We start from the raw sequence: 20,956 nt of genomic DNA, 5'->3' as shown, positions 1-20,956 counted from the left end.
ACAACTTGCTGTATGCTACAAAACAAAGTCATCTTAGGAAGCGAAGAATGGTGCTCTTTCCCTGACCTAAATATTCCCACTATCAAAGCTAGAGTCGATTCTGGAGCCAAAACTTCGGCTTTGCACGCTATAAATATTGCCCCTTTTATCAAAAACGATAGTAATTGGGTGAAATTCGATATTAATCCCATCCAAAATAACAACAAAACTGTTATTCATTGTGAAGCGCCATTAGTAGACAAACGAATTGTAAAAAGTTCCAGTGGATATAGAGAACAACGCTATGTTATTCAGACCTTATTAAAAATTGGAGATGACAGCTGGAACATAGAAATGACATTGACCAACAGAGATTCAATGGGATTTCGAATGCTTTTAGGTCGTGAAGCGATGAGTGGACGTGTTTTGGTAGACCCTGAGCAAAAATACTTATTAGGACAGCCTACAGTAGACAATCTAAAAGAATTATACAAGAATGCAGAAAAAGCAAGTTCTGGCTTACGTATTGGCGTTTTGGCTAGCAACCCCGAATTGTACAGTAATAAACGAATTATGGAAGCTGGTGAAATGCGAGGACATGAAATGCATTTTTTGAATATCAAAGAATGCTATATGAAATTGGATGCCAAAACACCAGAAATTCATTATAGAGGTGGAAAAATTCTTAACCAATTTGATGCTATCATTCCAAGAATCCGCCCAAGTATTACTTTTTATGGTTGTGCTTTGACCCGTCAATTTGAGGCCTTAAAAGTATTTTGTCTTAATTCATCAACGGCGATAACACAATCTAGAGACAAGCTCTTTTCTTTACAATTATTACTTAACAATGGCGTTGACATTCCAACCACTGGATTTGCGAATTCTCCTTTAGACACCAATGATTTAATAAAAATGGTTGGTGGTCCACCTTTAATTGTAAAACTCCTCGAAGGTACACAAGGCAAAGGTGTAGTTTTGGCAGAAACTAAAAAAGCGGCAGAGAGTGTGATTAATGCATTCAAAAGCTTAAATGCTAATATTTTAGTGCAAGAATTCATTAAAGAGGCAAATGGAAAAGACATTCGCTGTTTCGTAATTGATGGGAAAGTTGTTGCTGCCATTCAGCGTGAGGCAATGCCCGGTGAATTTAGAGCCAATATTCATCTTGGGGGTACTGCATCAATAATTAAGGTCACTAGCGAAGAAAAAAAGATTGCTATTAAAGCAGCTAAAGCTATGGATTTAAAAGTAGCAGGTGTAGACATTATTCGCTCTTCTAAAGGGCCTTTATTGCTCGAAGTAAATTCGTCTCCCGGATTGGAAGGAATTGAAGGAGCAACCAACAAAGATATTGCTGGTGAAATGATAAAAGCCATCGAAAAAAACTTTAAAAGTAAAGCAGTTTTGTAAAAGAAACTAAAAATAAAGGGTCTACTGTAAATTTCTTATGAAAAATTTCTAGTAGACTCATTTTTTTAGGGTACACTAGCTAAAATTTAATCAAAAAACAATGTTTTTTTCTAAGAATTACAATATAACCATCGAATATTATGAGATAGATGTTTTGTAAAAATAAATAAAGCAAAAAAAAAGACTTGAATTTCTACCAATTCTGAGGTCTTTTTAATGAAAACAAAAACATTTGACACTTTTAATTTCGCCTTGTTTTTCAAGGCTTTTTTTTCGTAAATTTGAATGTATTCATTTAGCTAAGTAAGTGAATACAAGTATTTTAAGAACATTGAAAAAAATTAATGAAATGGAAATTGTAACAAATACAGCAACGTTTAAAAAAGGAAATTGGACTACAACGATTGATGTTTATGATTTTGTAGTAAAAAACATAACTCCGTATGAAGGAACTGCAGATTTTTTAGTTGGACCTTCAAACAAAACCACAAAACTATGGGAGGCATGTAAACAACAATTATTAAAAGAAAGACAAAATAACGGTTGTTTAGCCATCGATACCGAGACCATCTCTAATATTACAGCTTTTGGTCCTGGTTATATAGATAAAGAAAATGAAGTGATAGTTGGTCTTCAAACTGATGTTTTACTCAAAAGAGCGATGAAACCTTTTGGTGGCATCAAATTAGTAGAGTCAGCGGTTAAAGAAAAAGGCCTGCAAGTATCAGAAAGAGTTTCAGACATCTTTAATTATGCTAAAGACCACAATCAAGCTGTTTTTGATGCTTATGATGCAGAAATCAAAATGTACCGCTCTAAACACGTTTTAACTGGCTTACCAGATAATTATGCTAGAGGAAGAATTATTGGTGACTTTAGACGTTTACCTTTATATGGAGCTGATGCATTAATTGAAGCAAAAAAAGCTGATTTTGCAAATGTTGTTGGAGAAATGAGCGAACACAAAGTGCGCTTACGTGAAGAAATTACCAGCCAAATCAAAGCATTACAAGATATGAAAACTATGGCACTATCCTATGGTGTCGATGTTTCTAAACCTGCTACTACTGCTTATGAAGCGGTTCAATTCACTTATTTAGCTTATTTAAGTGCCGTTAAAGAACAAGATGGTGCTGCAATGTCACTTGGTAACGTTTCGTCTTTCTTGGACATTTATATTGAACAAGATTTAAAAAGTGGTTTAATTACTGAAGAAGAAGCTCAAGAATTTATTGATCAATTCGTAATGAAACTCAGAGTTGTTCGCCATTTACGTCCAGGCGCTTATGACGAAATATTTGGTGGAGATCCAACATGGGTAACTGAAGCTATTGGAGGACAATTCCACGATGGTAGAACAAAAGTTACTAAAACTTCATTCCGTTTTTTACAAACACTTTATAATTTAGGTGCTTCACCAGAACCTAACTTAACTATTCTTTGGTCACAAAACCTTCCAAAAGGATTCAAAGATTTCTGTGCTCAAGTTTCTATCGACACCTCTTCTCTACAATATGAGAATGATGATTTAATGAAAGCCAACAGAGGTTCTGACGACTACGGAATTGCTTGTTGTGTTTCTTATCAAAAAATTGGTAAATCAATTCAACATTTTGGAGCACGTGCCAACCTACCTAAAGCTTTATTAATGGCTTTAAATGGTGGACGAGAAGAAGACAAAGGTGCTTTAGTTATCAATAACATTCCAGAAATGAATGATGAAGTGCTGGATTATGATAAAGTAATAACTGCTTTCAAAGCAACTCTAGCTGAAGTAGCTCGTGTGTATGCTAAATCAATGTTTATTATTCATTATATGCATGATAAATACTATTATGAAAGAGCTCAAATGGCTTTAATTGATAGTGATCCTTCTATTGATATTGCTTACGGTGCTGCTGGTATTTCAATCATTGCCGACTCTTTATCTGCTATCAAATACGCAAAAGTAAAACCTATCAGAAATGAGCAAGGATTAACCGTAGATTTTAGCATAGAAGGTGACTTCCCTAAATTTGGTAATGATGATAACCGTGTAGATGATATTGCTATAGAAATCACAAGCTTATTCATTGAGGAATTAAGAAAACATAAAACATATAAAAATGCTACTCCAACCCTTTCTTTACTAACAATCACATCTAACGTGATGTATGGCACAAACACTGGAGCTACTCCTGATGGAAGAAAAGGTGGTGAATCATTTGCTCCTGGAGCTAACCCAATGCACGGAAGAGATGTAAATGGGGCTATCGCTTCTTTAAACTCTGTAAGTAAACTGAAATACAATGATGCTCAAGATGGTATTTCTTATACCTTTTCAATGATTCCTAAGTCATTAGGATCTACAAAAGAAGATCAAATCTTGAACTTAAAAACTACTCTTGACGCTTACTTTGGAAGAGATGCACATCATTTGAATGTCAATGTTTTAAATAGAGAAACTTTGATGGATGCCTATGAACACCCAGAAAATTATCCTCAATTAACAATTCGTGTATCTGGATATGCTGTAAACTTCGTTCGTTTGTCTAAAGCACATCAATTAGAAGTAATAAGCAGAACTTTCCACGATAGAATGTAATTAAGCATTAAATTCAATGTGAATGATTAACTTTAAAACCTGTTTAGAACGTATACTCTAAACAGGTTTTTTTTAATAAATTTCTTTTTGCCTATGTATTTTCCTGAACAATCCCAACATGATGAAGCCTTAAATAATGCAGATATTGATTTGCTCCGCATACATTCTTTAGAAACTTTTGGTACTCATGATGGTCCTGGAATTCGAATGGTGATTTTTGTTCAAGGTTGCCAATTTAGATGTTTGTATTGTCAAAATCCCGATACATTAGATGTTCATGGAGGTTCTTTTATTCCTATTGATGAATTGGTTCAAAAAGCAATCAATCAAAAACTCTTTTTTGCAGAAACTGGAGGTGTAACCGTTTCTGGAGGAGAACCTTTACTTCAAAGAGCTAAATTGATTCCTTTTTTTGAAAAACTTCATCTTAATGGAATTTCAACTTGCCTAGATTCTAATGGCCGTGTATTAGACGAACAAACAAAAGAATTACTAGATAAAACCGATATTCTACTACTAGATGTTAAGCATATCAATAATGATTGGCATAAAAAACTCACTGGGTTAAAAAATAAAACTACATTAAAAGTTGCCAAATACCGTGAGCAAACTGGAAAAGCAATGTGGTTACGCTATGTTTTGGTACCTGGTTGGACTGATCAAGAAGAATATTTGCATGAATGGGGACAGTACTTTACTGATTTTAAAACAGTCGAAAGAGTAGAAATCATTCCTTTTCATCAGATGGGAAAACACAAATGGGATTTATTAAATTTCGAATATGCTTTTGCAGATGTAACATCACCAACAGAAGAAATTATCCAAAAAACAACCGCTATTTTTCAACAATATTTCAAAAATGTTGTAGTGAAATAAACTAAAATTTTTCAAAATAATTATACAAAATGTCAAAAAATAAATATTTAATGGTAGTTGCAGGAATGATTATGCAACTGTCAATAGGCTCTATCTATGCCTACAGTAAATGGATAGAACCTTTATCCAAAGAATTGAATTGGGATGCCCACGACACCAAAACCGCTTTTAGTCTAGCTATTTGTTTCCTTGGACTTACGGCAGCATTTATGAGCAAATTTGCTCAGAAAATTGGACCAACCAAAGCTGGTAGTATTGGCGCTATCTTTATCGTAATCGGTTTAATTGGAAGTAGTTTTGCTGTAAAATGGAGTTCTATTGAATTGTTCTACCTAACTTTTGGTGTTCTACAAGGTATAGGTTTAGGATTTGGTTATGTTGTTCCAGTCTATACCGTTGTAAAATGGTTTCCTGACCGACCAGGTCTAGCCTCAGGTATAATTATCATGTCTTTTGCTTTGGGGTCTTTGTTGGCCTCTTTTATAATTAATCCATTGTACACTTCAGTTGGTTTATCGAATGCTTTTTTAATTTTAGGCATTGTATATGGAATCTGTATGTTATTAAGCGCTTTTTATTTAGCAAATCCAGTAGCCGAAAATACTTCAAAAGAACATCCTACCGTATTGACAGCAAAAGAAATCATTAAAGACAAACGTTTTATTGCATTATGGTTATTACTGTTTTTAAATGTTTGTGGGGGTATTGCAATTATCTCAAAGGCAGCAATATTAGGAGAGGAAGTAGTAGGAATGAGTGCTACTCAAGCAACTTTATTTGTGGCCATTATAGGGCTATTCAATGGTTTAGGACGTCTGTTTTGGTCCAGTATATCAGATAAAATTGGTTGTTGGTCAACCTTCATGATTTTTTTAACTGTAAACATGATTTGTTTTGCTATAATTCCTATCGCAGCTACAAATAGTACTTCATTTCAAATAGTTACTTATATTATCATTGCTGGCTATGGTGCAGGTTTTTCGACTATGCCATCGTTTGTAAAATCAATTTATGGTGCAGATAATTATGGGCAAGTTTTTGGATACATTTTAACCGCTTGGTCTGCTGCAGCTTTTGTTGGCCCAATACTCCTGGGGTTGACTCATGAAATCACGATTTTCTATTTATTCTCGCTTCTAATCGGAATCGCTTTATTGGTTGGATTTTGGCTAAAAAAAATGCTTTAGAAATATAAAAAAGAGCTCAAAGTCAAAAGACGATGAGCTCTTTGAATAAAAAAATAAGGCAAACTATTTTTTTACAATTTTATGAAATACCTCTTCACCATTTTCTAGTTGCAATTTCACAAAATACATTCCAGCACTTAAACTAGTCATATCTATAGTGCTATCTTTTAAATTACCCTCTAAAACCACAGCACCTTGCGAAGAAATTACACTATATCTTAAGACACTTGAAGCAGAAGACACTTGCAATGATTCTTGAACTGGATTAGGATAAACTATAATTTCATTGTTTACAGAAGGCATTTTTGCATCTTGTACTTTTAATGTTGAACCCCATATATAACTAAATCCATTAGTCTTGTTTAACAAATCAGGTGTTTGATTTGCTGTTCCACTTGAGCCATTATTAAAAATAATGTTTACTGATGTAGGTCCTACAATGGTATATTTATAGAAACCATTAGCATCCAAAGTCATATTAAGTCCAGGCCAAGTTGTATTTGTCGCACTTCCAGCAGGTACAGCATTCCAATAATGAATTTTTGGTGTTGTTGTCCAATTTGTTGGAGGTTTAAAATAAACTGTCATAGTTGTTTGAACAGGACAACGATTCGCTGGCTCTCCAGCCAACCAAGCACCATCATAATATCTAATTCCTGCTGTTGAAGTTAAATCAGCTGTTTTAAGCGTTCCATCATTGAACAATAAATTAGAAGCACTAACTGTTGATGGGAAAGTATAACTGTACCAATCACCACAATCTTTGGTCATAGAAACTCCAGGCCAAGCAACTGTTGGTGCTGTTCCTGTTGTTCCCCAATAGTATACTCTTACAGCAGCATTCCAATTTGCAGGCTTTTTGAAATATACAGTAAACGTTGTTGGAGTAACAAAAGTATAGGTCTCTGTTTTGATAGCAGAACTAACTCCAGTTGTATTAACTGCGAACGCTCTTAAAGTAGTATTACTTGAAATAGCAAGACTCTTTGTTCCAATAGCCGATGCAGATGCTGTAGTTGGTGTAGTTCCATCTAAAGTATAATACACTGTAGAAGTTGTTTCGTTAGCTTTCACTTCAACATTTACAGACGTACCTGTAGCAAAAGTTCCTCCTACTGGCGTAATAGCAACCTCAGGTGCAATACTTGGGCAACGATTTGCTGGCTCACCTGCTAACCAAGCACCATCATAATATCTAATTCCTGCAGTTGAAGTTAAATCAGCTGTTTTTAGCGTTCCATCATTGAACAACAAATTAGAAGCAGTTACTGTTGATGGGAAAGTATAACTGTACCAATCGCCACAATCTTTGGTCATAGAAACTCCTGGCCAAGCAACTGTTGGTGCTGTTCCTGTTGTACCCCAATAGTATACTTTTACAGCTGCATTCCAACTTGCAGGCTTTTTGAAATATACAGTAAACGTAGTTGGAGTAACAAAAGTATAGGTTTCCGTTTTTACCGCTGAACTAACTCCAGTAGTATTAACCGCTATGGCTTTTAAAGTTGTATTAGTAGTAATTGCTAAAGATTTTGTCCCGATAGCCGATGGAGATGCGGTAGTTGGTGTAGTTCCATCTAAAGTATAATATACTGTAGATGTGGTTTCATTGGCTTTAACTTCAACATTTACAGAAGTACCTGAAGTAAAAGTTCCTCCTACTGGCGAAATAGTAACTTCAGGAGCAATACTTGGACAACGGTTCGCAGGTTCTCCAGCTAACCAAGCACCATCATAATATCTTATCCCCGCTGTAGCAGTTAAATCACCTGTTTTCAGTGTTCCATCATTGAACAACAAATTAGATGCACTAACTGTTGATGGAAAAGTATAACTGTACCAATCTCCACAATCTTTGGTCATCGAAACTCCAGGCCAAGCTACAACTGGTGCTGTTCCTGTTGGAGACCAATAGTATACTTTTACAGCAGCATTCCAATTTGCAGGCTTTTTGAAATATACTGTAAATGTTGGTAACGTACCAAAAGTATAAGTTTCTGTTCTTATAGTAGAGTTTACTCCCGAAGTATTTCTAACAAAAGCATTAAGTGTTTTAGTAGCATTTATTGAAAGTGTTATAGAACCAACAGCTGATGGCGATGCAATAGTTGGTGTTGTACCATCGAGTGTGTAGTATATAGTAGAGGTTGGATTATTAGCTGTTAGAGTGGTGCTAACTGTAGTTCCAGTTGTAAAAAAACCACCTACTTGACTTACTGTTAGGCTTGGTACATCAACAGCTCCCAATTTATCCCAAATAGCAAAATTATTACCAGAAATCTTTAAGGTCCAACCTGTTCCCGAAGGTGACCAATTATCAGAACCTAATTTCATTGCTACTTTATCGTCAATAATAGCAGCATAAAGATTATTGGTTGCAGCAACAATATTCAAAGTTGAAGTACTGCTCAACAAGTTATCTTTTCTCAATTTAATCATTTTGTCGATTTCGGTTCTGATTCCCCAATCGAAGTAATGAGGCCACCAAACCATTGGAGTTCCAGGATGCGTTAAAATATAAGCATATCCATTCAACACTTTAGACCCAGGGAAAATCCACAAATCTTGACCATAAGGTACTGGTCCTGTATCGTGGTTATCTAACATTGTTACGGCTTTATCAGGCCAAACACCAATTAATCCAGAAGCTTTTCCAGAACCATCTTTTAAATAACTTAAATTATTATCATTAAATGCGTTTTGTAATGCACTTTTGGTTGCAAAATCAAATGCGGTAGAAGAAGCAGTATTGGTTCCACCCTTAGTGTAATCTAACCATTTTACGATTCTATTTCTGTCACCTTCTAACAATTCTCCAACTGAAAAATAAGGTGAAGTTGCATCGTTATATTCTTTAATATACTTTCCATCAAATCCGTGAACGAAGTCATATCTCCAACCATCAAAACCGATTTGATTTTTCAACCAAAGCATCCAAGTTTTGATTCCGTTTCTAACTTCAACATTAGAATGGTCCAAATCTCTTGCTGCAGTAAACAAACCTGTTGTACCTGGAGACTTTAGACCCGCTTGTGCAGGGTCATAATCTGGATTTCCAGTTCCTTTTTGACCAGAAGCGCTAATATTAGAATTGTTACAAATAGACCACGTTTCGGTAGGTGTATTCCAAGAAGGTGTAGAAAAATCATACCATCCTAAAGTTCCGCCTCTATGATTGACAACAATATCAGCAAGAACTTTTATATTCTTATTGTGTAGTTCAGTGATTAAAGCAACCAATTGTGCTTGTGTACCCTGAGCATTATTCAAATCATACCAAACGGTTGGAATATATCCCATACCGCCTGTTGATTTACTTGGTGGAGGAAGCCAAATGGCATCAAAACCTGCGTTTTGCAAATTGGCTGCATTGTTTTTTACTACATCATACCATTTGGTGGTCGACGCATCGGTTGTCCAATGAAATCCTTGTATCATTACTTCTCTTCCATTTGCGACGTTCTGCGCAAAAAGACTGGAAATAAAACAAGAAAACAGTACTAAAAGTAACGTAATTTTTGTTTTCATTTTGTAGGTTAAATTTTGGTTAATGAGTGTGAATTTTTTATGAAATTACTAATTATTGTTGATTTTTTTTACACTAATACTTTTAATAAAGTGATATTTTTATGTTATACTCAACTTAAACGTTGTAGTTACTTAAATTGTTGATAAATTTTTAAGTACCTAAAAAACAATAAATTCACGAACTACATTTTTATATTTTAACCCAAAAAAAAAAAGAAGAAGTACTCATTACAAAGCATAAAAAAACTACCCCTAATAGAGGTAGCTTCTATATGGATTTAATTAAAAATTAAATTACCAACTTTTAAACGGATGCTCGCTCAAAAAGCCGTTGTAATAACGTTTGTCATTGGTTACCTCTACTCCTAACCATTCAGGTTTGAGAAAGGTTTCTGTTTCAGATGATAGTTCTATTTCTGCCATTACCAAGCCTTCATTTTCACCATAAAAAACATCCACTTCAATGACGTGATTTCCGGATTGTATTTCATAGCGCGTTTTATAGATGGTTCCTTTCTCGCACAAATACATCAATTGCTGTGCTTCTTCAACCGGAATTTCTTTCTCCCATTCAAAACGAGACAAACCACTTTCATTACCTTTTCCTTTGATGGTCAAAAAACCTTTATCTCCTTTTATTCTCACTCGAACGGTTCGCTCTGGCTTTTTGCTAATATATCCCTGAGCTATTCGATTATGAGCAAAAGCTTGTGAAATAAAATCGTTTGAAGTGACCAAAAATTTTCTTTCTATTTCTATCATCTATACTATTTTATTTATGAAAAAATGGCTTTATCAAAACGCCAATCTGAATTTTTCCTATACCAAAGCTGCCCCTTTTCGACTTCCAAAGGACAATCAAAATTATTGGTATACAAAGCTCCAGTTCCTAAACCCTGAGGCATTTTTGAATTTTGAAGATACGTCCATTGCGCAATAGCATTCAAACCAATATTGCTTTCTAAAGCTGATGTAATCCACCAACCAATATTATATTTATCAGCTAGACTAATCCATTCTTGAGTTCCTCTAAAACCACCCACAAAACTAGGTTTCAAAATGATATACTGCGGTTGAATATCTTTTAGTAATTGTTCTTTATCAGCAAGAGAAAACACACCAATTAATTCTTCGTCTAAAGCAATAGGAAATGGAGTGTTTTTACATAGTTCTGCCATAGTGACAGCATTGTTTTTAGCTATCGGTTGCTCAATACTATGTAGTTTAAAATCAGCTAATTGATTTAATTTATATAAAGCTTCATTTGAATCAAAAGCGCCATTTGCATCCACTCTAATTTCTATCTGATTTTCGGAAAAATGAGTGCGAATATACCTCAATAATGCCAACTCTTTATCAAAATCAATGGCTCCTATTTTAAGTTTTATACAACTAAAACCTTGAGCAATTTTTTCTTCGATTTGGGCTTTCATAAACGAAGGTTCGCCCATCCAAACAAGTCCATTAATCACTATAGATTGTGTGCCTGAAGTAAAATCAGAAGGGAAAAGTAAAAATGGATTTTCGCTTTTGAGTGACAAAAAAGCCATTTCGACACCAAATTGAATAGAAGGAAATTCCATTAAAGCTTCCCACAAAGCCTGCTCTCCTAAGTGAATATTTTCACAAACCCAATTCAATTTCGTTTCATAATCGGGACGGTCATCGGCACTTAAACCTCTAAGAATCCCGCACTCTCCTATTCCCCATTTTCCATCTTCCTCCAACAACAGAAACCACGTTTCCTTAGTGGTCATAACGCCACGTGACGTTCCTGATGGACGTTTAAAATCAAGTAAGTATTTATGATAGGTTGCTTTCAAAATTGTGTCTTTCTAAACTGTTCTGCGTATTTTATTTATACTCTACTTTTTCTTGCTTCCCCTTTTGGTACTAACAAGACTGAATCATCATTTGTATTTCAAATTATCACAATAAATCAAAGACTAAAGAAACTTTCTAATAAGGCTAATTCCAAACTATTGCTTACTAGCGGTTAGCAACAGCTGTATTATATAAGACTACTTAAATATTCTTCAGCTGTCATAATTGGAATTGTAGCATTCTTAAAATCTTTTCCGTTTCTAGTTATAATTATTGAGCAGTTAGATTGTAAAGCGGTAAAATATTGAACAGCATCCTCAAAATCTTTAAAATTCGAATTCAACGCTTTCTCAATTATTTCTTCAGTAACTTCACAGACCTCACAGATTATTTTAAACTTTCGAAGTTTATTCAGAACAGATTCGGAACTTTCGTATTTATTCAAAACATAATCTATTGTCGTGAAAGAAAGAGGCGAGACAATTATAGCCAATTTTTTTTGATCTGCCAAAGTAGCAACTTTAGCAATAGCATCAAAAAAAGGAACTCTTTCTCCCAACAAATCTAATATTACGTTAGTATCTAAAAAAATTCTGCTCATTTGTATTTTTGTTCTAAATAATCAGCACGATCTTTTTTATAATCATAATCAGCTGGAATTTTAATTCCCGAAGAAAGACTTTTTACAAAAGGTGAAATTTGTATGTCATTATTTTCTTTATCCGAAGTCAAAGAATTAAGGTAATTTTCAACAATTCGAGATAAGCTTATTTTTTTTTCAGAGGCATAATGTTTAGCTTTTTCAATTATTTCTTGGTCAAGCTTTAATGTGAGTTTAGTATCCATAGCAGAAAAAATTTATACGTACAAATATATAAATTTAAGACGGAAAAAATATGAGTTTCTATTTTTTTCGATTGCTGCTTAAATCTATATATACGATATAGAATCGTCTAATTATTCTTTTATAATTTTATGAATTAAATTACAATTTTAACTCTACTAAGTCTACTCTACTTAAAAAGACTTAAAACACGCTCAAAATCATCAGATTTAATTCCTAGTTTTTGAAAGGTTTCGAAATCCACTTTTGTCTTTTCAACCCAACTCAAACTATCGGTGACATTTTGATTTTGGTACTTTTTGTAAATCGCTTTGGCAGACTTGTAGTTGTCATTTAACAAATAAGCGTGGGCTAAATTCAACTTAATCAACAACTCCGTATCATCTAAGCGTTCGCCGTCTTGCAAAAATTTAATGGCTTTACCGTATTGCTTGGTCAACAAATAACTGGCTCCAATAGCATTATAATCTTGCACTTTGCCTTTGCCATCATTGATAATCATCTTTAGTTTGGTAATGGCTTCGCCGTGTTTCCCTTGTTTAGCTAATTGGCTTGCCTGCTTTCTTGCGTCTGCATAGGTTGTATTGGACACGCTAGATTCACCAAAACAGCTGTTACCAAAATCTTTAAAAGCTTTGTTACGCTCTTCTTTTAATAACTTTTGAAATTCGGAGTGGGTGTATTTGTTTTGGATTTTGTCTAAAACACAAACACAAAAATCATCCGAATTGGTCATTTTTTGCGCCATTGTTGAGGTTTTACATTGCTCAATAATGTTTTTTCGATTGCTTGCGCTCCAGCCACGGCTTAATTTGTAGTCAACCCAAGGCACAACTTCTAACACAATTTTTTGCTTCATAATCCAATTTTTGCTTTCGAAGCCAAACCAAATGGCATTGGATTGCAAGCAAGTGGATTTGTCTGTCGATAAGCGTTTGGCGTCTTTACTCAAAGGGGTTTCTTGCAAAAAACAAGCCTCTGTGGTACTACCCGTTTTTTGATAGGTTGTTGCAGCAGCATTTGAAGAAAAAATTGCGTATTGGCATTTATCATCGCCAGAGATTTTAGACAAGATAAACACCGCACCCGCAGAACCTTGACTAATTCCAGTAGGGTCTGGAATGGATTTTAGTACCGAAACCAAACTTCCTGCCATTTGTTGGTTTTCGTCTAGTAACGTAATGCGGTACACGACTTCGGTGGTTCCGACAGGTAAATCTTCTGTTTTGATGATGATTCGGTCTCTTGCGGAAACGATAATTTCTTTGGAAGTAGCTCTTTCTTTGTCCCAATAGCCCGTTTTTTGGGCTAGAAGTGATGGAGAACAACAAAATACTATAAAAAGTAAAAGGAATGTTTTTTTAATCATAATTAAAATAAAAAAAAAAAAGCGTGATGAATGCACTCGACCCTAGCCCTGATGGGAACGGCATCCTTTACTGCCGGGGTTCGGCAGCAAAGATATAGTGGACAGCAGGAAACAGCTCCTAACTCTTACTATATCAAATGACTATAATTCTATCGACTCGCCAATGGATAAAAGCATTAGGTCTTTTCCTTTGTCGAAAAACTTCTTGATGGCTTGTTCGTGATTGATTTCGATGAAACCAAAAGTATCAAAATGACAGCCTAGCACTTTGTCACATTCTACAAAATCTGAAGCAATAATCGCGTCTTCAATGTCCATCGTGAAGCAATCGCCAATTGGGAAAATCGCCAAATCTAGTTTGGTGCGCATTGGGATTAATTTCATATCCATTGTTAGTGCTGTATCGCCAGAGATGTAGATGTTTTTGTGTTCCCCTTCGATTACAAATCCACCAGGATTCCCACCGTAAGTTCCGTCTGGGAAGGCGCTTGAGTGAACCGCAGACACGTACTTTACTTTTCCGAAATCGAAAGTCCAGCTTCCGCCGTGATTCATAGGATGAAATTTTAGTTCTTTGGCACCGAAATAATTGGCTATTTCCCAATTGGAAACAATCACAGCATCGGTGCGTTTAGCAATAGCCTCGACATCTTGCACATGGTCAAAATGAGCATGGGTAATCAAAATGTAATCTGCTTTTAGTTCATTCACATTGACATGGCTAGCTTTTGGGTTTCCGGTGATAAATGGATCTACCAAAATATGTTTTCCTGCCACTTCAATTCCGATACAAGCGTGTCCGTAGAATGTAATTTTCATAATTTAATAATTAAAAATTGAAAGATTGAAAGAAGCCTTTTATCGACCACCCATAAAAGTATTCACAATAACGTCTGAGAAGAAATAAATCATGCACAATGAAAAAAGAACTGACAAAAAGAAAGTACTCAAGGCTACTTTTTTCAATTCAGGATCTAATTCTTTAGGGTTGGCATTTTTTTTCACCGTATCCAAATGTTTTACCAAAGGGTAATAGGCTAATAAAAACAAGTATTGGTCAATATTAAAATTATTGAGTAAGGCAAAGACAACAAATACCACCATTGCGCTAACAATAAGAAAATAATGGTATTTTTTGGCTTTCTCTCCGCCCATTTGCACCACGATTGTATTCTTTCCAGATTTTCTATCCGAGGCTTCGTCACGCATATTATTTAAGTTAAGCACAGCGACACTCAATAATCCGATACCAATGGCAGGTAAAAACAAATCGAAATCCAATTGTTTAGAATACAAAAAGTTAACTCCTAGCGTGCTTACCAAGCCAAAGAATATAAATACAAAAACGTCACCGTATCCGCGGTATCCATAAGCAGATGTTCCCACTGTATATTTGATGGCTGAGGCGATAGCCAAAACCCCAAGTACTAAATAGAACAACGAATACACAAAATTGGTATCTCCAAAAGCAATATAAATTAATGTAATGGCTGATAAAAGTGTAAGTATAGAAGTGATGATTATGGCACGCTTCATAGCTGGAGCAGAAATCACTCCGCTTTGAATAGCACGTTTAGGTCCTACTCTATCTTCGTTATCGGTACCTTTTACGCCATCTCCATAATCATTGGCAAAGTTTGACAATACTTGCAGCCCCAAAGTGGTAAGCAAAGCAAAGCCTAAAATAGACCAATTGAATACTTCGGTTGGAGTTAAAATAGCTTCTGTTGGATGCGCTAAGGCATACATACTCCCCACAATTATTCCCGATACGGATAATGGTAAAGTTCTTAATCGTGCGGCTTGAATCCAGTGTTTCATTTTAAAGTTGGAAGTTAGAAATTAGAGATTAGAAGTTAGAAATTAGAAGTTAAAAGTTAGAAATTAGAAGTTAGAAACAATGTGTTTAATTTTTCTGACCTCTAACTTCTATCCTCTACATTTAAATTAAGGCAACCATTTCTTTTCAAAGTTAGGTTTACGTTTTTCTAGGAATGCATTTCTACCTTCTTTTGCTTCTTCGGTCATATAGGCTAAACGAGTGGCTTCACCGGCAAAGACTTGCTGTCCAACCATACCATCATCGGTTAGATTCATGGCAAATTTTAGCATTTTGATTGCCATAGGTGATTTTGCCAATACCTCTTGCGCCCATTGATAAGCAGTTTCTTCTAATTCATCGTGTGGAATCACAGCATTAACCATTCCCATTTCAAAAGCTTCTTGGGCAGAATAATTACGACCTAGAAAGAATATCTCACGGGCTTTTTTCTGTCCTACCATTTTGGCCAAGTACGCTGAACCATAACCGCCATCAAAACTGGTTACATCGGCATCAGTTTGTTTAAAAATAGCGTGTTCTTTACTAGCTAAAGTCATATCGCAAACCACGTGCAAACTATGTCCACCACCAACAGCCCATCCTGGTACTACTGCAATAACAACTTTTGGCATAAAACGGATTAGACGTTGTACTTCTAGAATGTTCAAACGATGTTGTCCATCATCTCCTACATAGCCTTGATGACCTCTGGCATTTTGGTCACCACCACTGCAAAATGAATACACTCCATCTTTGGTAGAAGGACCTTCGGCAGACAATAAGACTACTCCAATAGAAGTATCTTCTTGAGCATCATAAAAAGCTTGGTATAATTCGGAAGTCGTTTTGGGCCTGAAAGCGTTACGAACATTGGGTCTGTTGAATGCAATTCTAGCTACACCATTGCATTTCTTATAGGTTATATCTTCAAATTCTCTAGCGGTAATCCATTCCATTCGTTACAATTTTAAATTTTAGTGTAAAAATAAAGCATTTTTCTATTTTATACTATTCTTATTGAATAAGCTTTGATAATCCTAATCTGACGAATCTTTTTGAAGTGTTAAAATTGGTCAGAAAATCAGATTTTTAACAAAGAGCAATCAAAAAAATAAGTACTTTTAATCATTGCTAATCAGCGTTGTACTTCTTTTTTTTGAGCTAAGATTAGCGCGGATTTTTTCACTGAATTATTAACCTTAAAAAATGAAAGCTTTTGAAATTATTTAAAAAAAATGTCGCTCAATTTTTTTCGGAAAGAATGATAAAATCTACTTCAAAAACAATTGAGCAAATGGTTGATTCGTTTGCAAAAAATACTAGAACATAATAGTAGCACCTACAGTTAACAATAAGTGTTTCAATTTGGTTACCTAAAAGAAATAAGGGAGTTTAACCACAATCGAATCCTTACAATTTATATAAGAACTAATGGTTTTATTGCAAGGTTAATTCTATTATTTTGAACCAATCGAAAATTCCATTTAAAGACAAAACATTCAATAGGTATTTTACACTTAAGTTAATCTATTATAAGCAGTTACTTTACTTTAAAAACTGTTGTTTTTCAGGTGATACAAAGACCTTACGAATGCATCCTTTTTGAAGACAATATGTCATCAAAAGAGAAAAGGCTAACCGTATATCGATTAGCCTTTTTTTTATTTTATGCTGTTAGAATTACTCTTGAATCAAATAAATTCCGTCTTCTTTAATCTCAATTACTTTATCTCTGTACAATGCACCAATGGCTTTTTTGAATGTTTTTTTACTCATCTTCAAAACCGTTTTGATGTCTTCAGGATGCGAATTATCATTCAATCGCAAGAAACCGCGACTTGCTCTTAATTCATTCAAAATCTTTTCAGCATTAGGCTCAATGTTTTGATAGCCTTGAATTTGCAACGAAACATCAATCTTATTATCAGGACGAATATTTTTGATGTAGCCTCTCATTCTGTCCCCAGTACGAATGGCATCATCATACACTTCATCTTTGTAAAGCAAGCCTTTATGTTTTTCGTTGATGATTACGTTAATCCCAATCTCGGTAATATGCGAAACAATTAAATCTACTTCTTCTCCTTTTTCAACAGTAAGCACATCATTACTCAAAAACTGATTGGTTTTACTAGATGCTACCAATCGATTGGTTTTTTCATCCATATATAAATACACCAAATAACGCTTTCCTTTTTCCATAGGACGCGCTTGCTCTTTGAAGGGAACCAAAATATCTTTTTCCATTCCCCAATCCATAAAAGCACCTACTTGGTTGATGTAATTTACTCTTAGTAAAGCAAATTCATTCAATAAAATATAAGGCTCTAAAGTGGTAGCAACTGGTCGTTGTTCGTGGTCTAAATACACAAAAACTATCAATTCCTCTCCAATTTCAAATTCGTTTGGAACATATTTGTTAGGCAAAAGAATATCGTGTATTCCTTCTGGGTCTTGCTCAGGGTTGCCCAAAAACAAACCTACTTTGGTATCTCTTAAAATGGTTAGGGTATTGTATTTTCCTATTTGAATCATTTTCTTCTATTTTCTATGGCGCAAAGGTACAAAGACTTTGCTTTATTCTAGAGCTAAGCGTTGAGATTCTTCGATGTATCTTGTGAAGCTCGTCATTGTACAAGTGTTAATCTCCAAATCAAAATACCTAAAACTATTTTAATTGTTTAAATTTGAAAAAATCAAACTAACTCCAATGAAACCAACTGTACTTTTTCAACTCTTTTTACTACTCTTTGTAGTTCCAAATTTACACTCTCAAACCACAACTTCTGACCCAGAAATCTTCAAAATGGTGAATGAAGTTAAAACCGAAAACCTAGAAGTCATTGTAAAGAAATTAGTTTCTTTTGGTACGCGACATACTTTAAGTGATACTAAAAGTAACACCCGCGGAATAGGTGCTGCTCAGCGTTGGGTAAAATCAGAATTTGACAAATACGCATTAGCTTCCAATGGAAGACTGACTTCTAAAATTGACTATTTCACCATCAAGGCCGATGGCAAACGAATCGCTGTTGATAGCGAATTAGGCAATGTAATGGCAACCCTAAAAGGAACTGACCCAACCGATAATCGTGTATTAATAATTAGTGGGCACTTGGATTCTCGTGCTTCTGATGTAATGGATGCCAAATCCGATGCGCCAGGTGCTAATGATGATGGTTCGGGAGTGGCTTGTGTAATGGAACTAGCCAGAATCATGAGTCAAAGAGAATTTCCGTTTACCCTTATATTCGTTGCTGTAGTCGGAGAAGAACAAGGATTATATGGAGCAAAACATTTAGCTGATATAGCCAAAGAACAAAAATGGAACCTAATCGCAATGCTCAATAATGACATGATTGGCAATAGTTTATCTAGCGGTACCCAACTGCGCGATAACACTCAAGTTCGCGTATTTAGCGAAACGATTCCTTATACCGAAACGGAGGCAGAAGCCAAAATGAGAAAAGCTACCAATCGCGACAATGATAGTCCGTCCCGACAATTGGCGCGTTATATCAAAACAGTCACCCAACAATATGTGCCTCAATTAGACATCCAATTGGTGTATAGAAATGACCGCTTTTTAAGAGGTGGTGACCACACTCCTTTTAGTCAAAACGGATTTACAGCGATTCGTTTTTGTGAAATGAATGAGAACTATGACCATCAACATCAAAACGTTCGCAAAGAAAACAACATTCAATATGGCGATTTACCCGAGTTCATGGACTTTGAATACATGCGTAAAGTAACCTGCTCTAATTTATCTACTTTCAGCAATTTAGCTTGGTCACCCAAAGCACCAGAAAACGTCGGAATTGAAGTTAAAGAACTAACCAATTCATCCGTACTAGTTTGGCAAGCTCCACAAGGAAAACCCGTTTTTGGATACACCATTTTAATAAGAGAAACGAGTGCGTCCCATTGGCAAAAAGCAGTTTTCACAAAAGAAAACAAAATAGAAATCCCCTATTCAAAAGACAATTACTTCTTTGCCGTACAATCTGTAGATGCTTTAGGACATGCCAGTTTGCCAGTATTTCCAATTCCGATTCGTTAAAATACGTCTCGCATAGCTCAAAATCAAAAAGTTTTGATATTTTTGAAAACAACAAAAAAAACAATCATGAGAAATTCAAAATACTTAAAAGTAGTAGTAATCATTTTAGTCGTACTGTTTCTTGTAGCTAGCGTTGTATAAGCAAGTAAACACTACCATTCAAAACAAAGAAAGCGCAATTAGCGCTTTTTTTTATGCGAATCAAAACCGCAAGAAACCAAAGTTTTTTTGAAAGAAACAATTGAGTTCTCTATACAATTGCTTCTCAAATAAAATACACTAGTTGAAAACTTAGTTTTTTACTATTTAGGAGCAACACTTTTCTGCGCACCACACGAGTCGTCCCGCTGTACGCTATATCTTGCTGTGCGAACCCCGCACAGCAAGGATGCCGCTCCCATCGGGGCTAGATAAGAACGTTTGACTTTCATAAACAAAAAAAAAAAAGAAGCATCGTTTTACAATGCTTCTTTTTAATTAAACTTTTAAATACTAAGGCTTACTTACACATGGCATGTTTTAAAAACCTGTCAGGTATGGTAGGCAATTCTAAAATGCTTACAGCATTAATTTGAACAACATTAAAAATATCTTATTCACTCTTCAAAGAGCTTTTTTTTGTTATACTATTTTATCTTATCATTTTTCCTATAATGATTAGCAAACGAATAACTAAACATAAGTACTATAGCACTAACTAAGGAATGAGTCCAATTCACCCCGCTATTAGGCTCTTTTGTAAATATGAAATATGCATTTAAAAGGAATACAGGAACAATAGTAATTAGAATAGCAATAAAATTTCTCATAGTTTATCATTTTTTATACTTAAAACCCGCTTTAACAATTTCACTAGAATCGGTTATTTCTTCAGTTAAATACATTTCACTTATTTCTGGATTTACTTTAGAATATTTTACTTTAAAAAAATTACCTATAGATGAATCAATTTTTCTATTCCTCCTCACATCTCCTTTATATTTTTTACCACTAACAAAATAACAATAAGATATAAATCCTTTGTTTCCACCTGCTCCAGTAAATTTCAAAGTTTTACCAATAGTAAAGTCATAATTACTTTTTAAATATTGGTCAGCCTTATAACTTTTATTTACATAATACAATATCATTACACAAATGATTATAAATAAAATGTTTTGTAGGGTTGTCTTAGACATAAAATCAGTGTTATTTTTTTTAGGTTCTGAAATATCTTCATTTATTTCCCCTGCTAGTGCAAGCATTTGGCTTGTGCTACTATTACAGGCAAGGATATAACTATTTGTGTTTAGAAAAATACATATATTTTTTTAAAATTAACAATTTCTAGAGTAGATTGGTCAACCTCTAAGAATTCCTTAAGCTACTGATTTTTTTAATAGATAGCATCCAAAACAAAACCAAAATTAACTAAGCAAAGCAAGCTATTCATTCATGGAAGAGATGAAGCTAGAATAGAACGTTGGA

The 20,956-nt window shown here is 34.7% G+C and carries 16 protein-coding genes; 5 read left to right on the top strand and 11 right to left on the bottom strand.

The window, feature by feature from the left end:
- The first annotated feature begins 12 nt into the window (after positions 1-12).
- The 4 genes from rimK (at position 13) to ACSVH9_RS03550 (ending at position 6,039) form a co-directional block, all read left to right on the top strand.
- A complete protein-coding gene (gene rimK, locus ACSVH9_RS03565; protein WP_438062510.1) occupies positions 13-1,392 on the top strand; it encodes a 30S ribosomal protein S6--L-glutamate ligase in 1,380 nt (459 codons plus the stop codon).
- Positions 1,393-1,741: 349 nt separating this feature from the next.
- Positions 1,742-3,976, top strand: a complete 2,235-nt coding sequence (gene pflB / locus ACSVH9_RS03560; protein ID WP_438062509.1) for a formate C-acetyltransferase — start codon at positions 1,742-1,744, stop codon at positions 3,974-3,976.
- Positions 3,977-4,069: 93 nt separating this feature from the next.
- A complete protein-coding gene (gene pflA, locus ACSVH9_RS03555; protein ID WP_438062508.1) occupies positions 4,070-4,852 on the top strand; it encodes a pyruvate formate-lyase-activating protein in 783 nt (260 codons plus the stop codon).
- Between the two features lie 29 nt (positions 4,853-4,881).
- On the top strand, positions 4,882-6,039 hold the full coding sequence (locus ACSVH9_RS03550; protein ID WP_438062507.1) for an L-lactate MFS transporter: 1,158 nt from the start codon (positions 4,882-4,884) through the stop codon (positions 6,037-6,039).
- 63 nt (positions 6,040-6,102) lie between these two features.
- On the opposite strand, the gene ACSVH9_RS03545 is transcribed toward ACSVH9_RS03550, so the two are convergent.
- From ACSVH9_RS03545 to ACSVH9_RS03500, 10 genes are all read right to left on the bottom strand, one after another.
- On the bottom strand, positions 6,103-9,567 hold the full coding sequence (locus ACSVH9_RS03545) for a starch-binding protein (RefSeq protein ID WP_438062506.1): 3,465 nt from the start codon (positions 9,565-9,567) through the stop codon (positions 6,103-6,105).
- Between the two features lie 294 nt (positions 9,568-9,861).
- On the bottom strand, positions 9,862-10,329 hold the full coding sequence (locus ACSVH9_RS03540) for a CYTH domain-containing protein (RefSeq protein WP_438062505.1): 468 nt from the start codon (positions 10,327-10,329) through the stop codon (positions 9,862-9,864).
- A gap of 14 nt (positions 10,330-10,343) precedes the next feature.
- Positions 10,344-11,390, bottom strand: a complete 1,047-nt coding sequence (locus tag ACSVH9_RS03535; protein WP_438062504.1) for an o-succinylbenzoate synthase — start codon at positions 11,388-11,390, stop codon at positions 10,344-10,346.
- Positions 11,391-11,578: 188 nt separating this feature from the next.
- A complete protein-coding gene (locus tag ACSVH9_RS03530) occupies positions 11,579-11,992 on the bottom strand; it encodes a type II toxin-antitoxin system VapC family toxin (protein ID WP_298300420.1) in 414 nt (137 codons plus the stop codon).
- The gene (locus ACSVH9_RS03525; protein ID WP_438062503.1) at positions 11,989-12,237 is read right to left on the bottom strand and encodes a DUF6364 family protein; all 249 of its coding nucleotides are present in this window, start codon (positions 12,235-12,237) and stop codon (positions 11,989-11,991) included. Before ACSVH9_RS03525 ends, ACSVH9_RS03530 begins: the two co-directional genes overlap by 4 nt.
- A gap of 167 nt (positions 12,238-12,404) precedes the next feature.
- The gene (locus tag ACSVH9_RS03520; protein ID WP_438062502.1) at positions 12,405-13,604 is read right to left on the bottom strand and encodes a tetratricopeptide repeat protein; all 1,200 of its coding nucleotides are present in this window, start codon (positions 13,602-13,604) and stop codon (positions 12,405-12,407) included.
- A 141-nt stretch (positions 13,605-13,745) separates the two neighbouring features.
- Positions 13,746-14,423 carry a metal-dependent hydrolase gene (locus ACSVH9_RS03515; protein WP_438062501.1) on the bottom strand — a complete coding sequence of 226 codons (678 nt, stop codon included), beginning with the start codon at positions 14,421-14,423 and terminating at the stop codon, positions 13,746-13,748.
- 39 nt (positions 14,424-14,462) lie between these two features.
- Complete coding sequence (gene menA / locus ACSVH9_RS03510; RefSeq protein WP_438062500.1) at positions 14,463-15,425, bottom strand: 1,4-dihydroxy-2-naphthoate octaprenyltransferase; 963 nt, start codon at positions 15,423-15,425, stop codon at positions 14,463-14,465.
- 126 nt (positions 15,426-15,551) lie between these two features.
- Complete coding sequence (locus ACSVH9_RS03505) at positions 15,552-16,382, bottom strand: 1,4-dihydroxy-2-naphthoyl-CoA synthase (RefSeq protein ID WP_024982521.1); 831 nt, start codon at positions 16,380-16,382, stop codon at positions 15,552-15,554.
- Positions 16,383-17,106: 724 nt separating this feature from the next.
- Positions 17,107-17,961, bottom strand: a complete 855-nt coding sequence (locus ACSVH9_RS03500) for a CvfB family protein (RefSeq protein WP_159684370.1) — start codon at positions 17,959-17,961, stop codon at positions 17,107-17,109.
- A 175-nt stretch (positions 17,962-18,136) separates the two neighbouring features.
- On the opposite strand from ACSVH9_RS03500, the gene ACSVH9_RS03495 reads away from it, so the two are divergent.
- A complete protein-coding gene (locus ACSVH9_RS03495; RefSeq protein WP_438062499.1) occupies positions 18,137-19,489 on the top strand; it encodes a M28 family metallopeptidase in 1,353 nt (450 codons plus the stop codon).
- 815 nt (positions 19,490-20,304) lie between these two features.
- Here ACSVH9_RS03495 and ACSVH9_RS03490 read toward each other — a convergent pair.
- On the bottom strand, positions 20,305-20,733 hold the full coding sequence (locus tag ACSVH9_RS03490) for a hypothetical protein (protein ID WP_438062498.1): 429 nt from the start codon (positions 20,731-20,733) through the stop codon (positions 20,305-20,307).
- Between the last annotated feature and the right edge of the window lie 223 nt (positions 20,734-20,956).

This window comes from Flavobacterium sp. RSSB_23 (assembly GCF_051547145.1).
GTDB lineage: Bacteria > Bacteroidota > Bacteroidia > Flavobacteriales > Flavobacteriaceae > Flavobacterium.
This window is presented reverse-complemented; position numbering and strand designations above follow the sequence as displayed.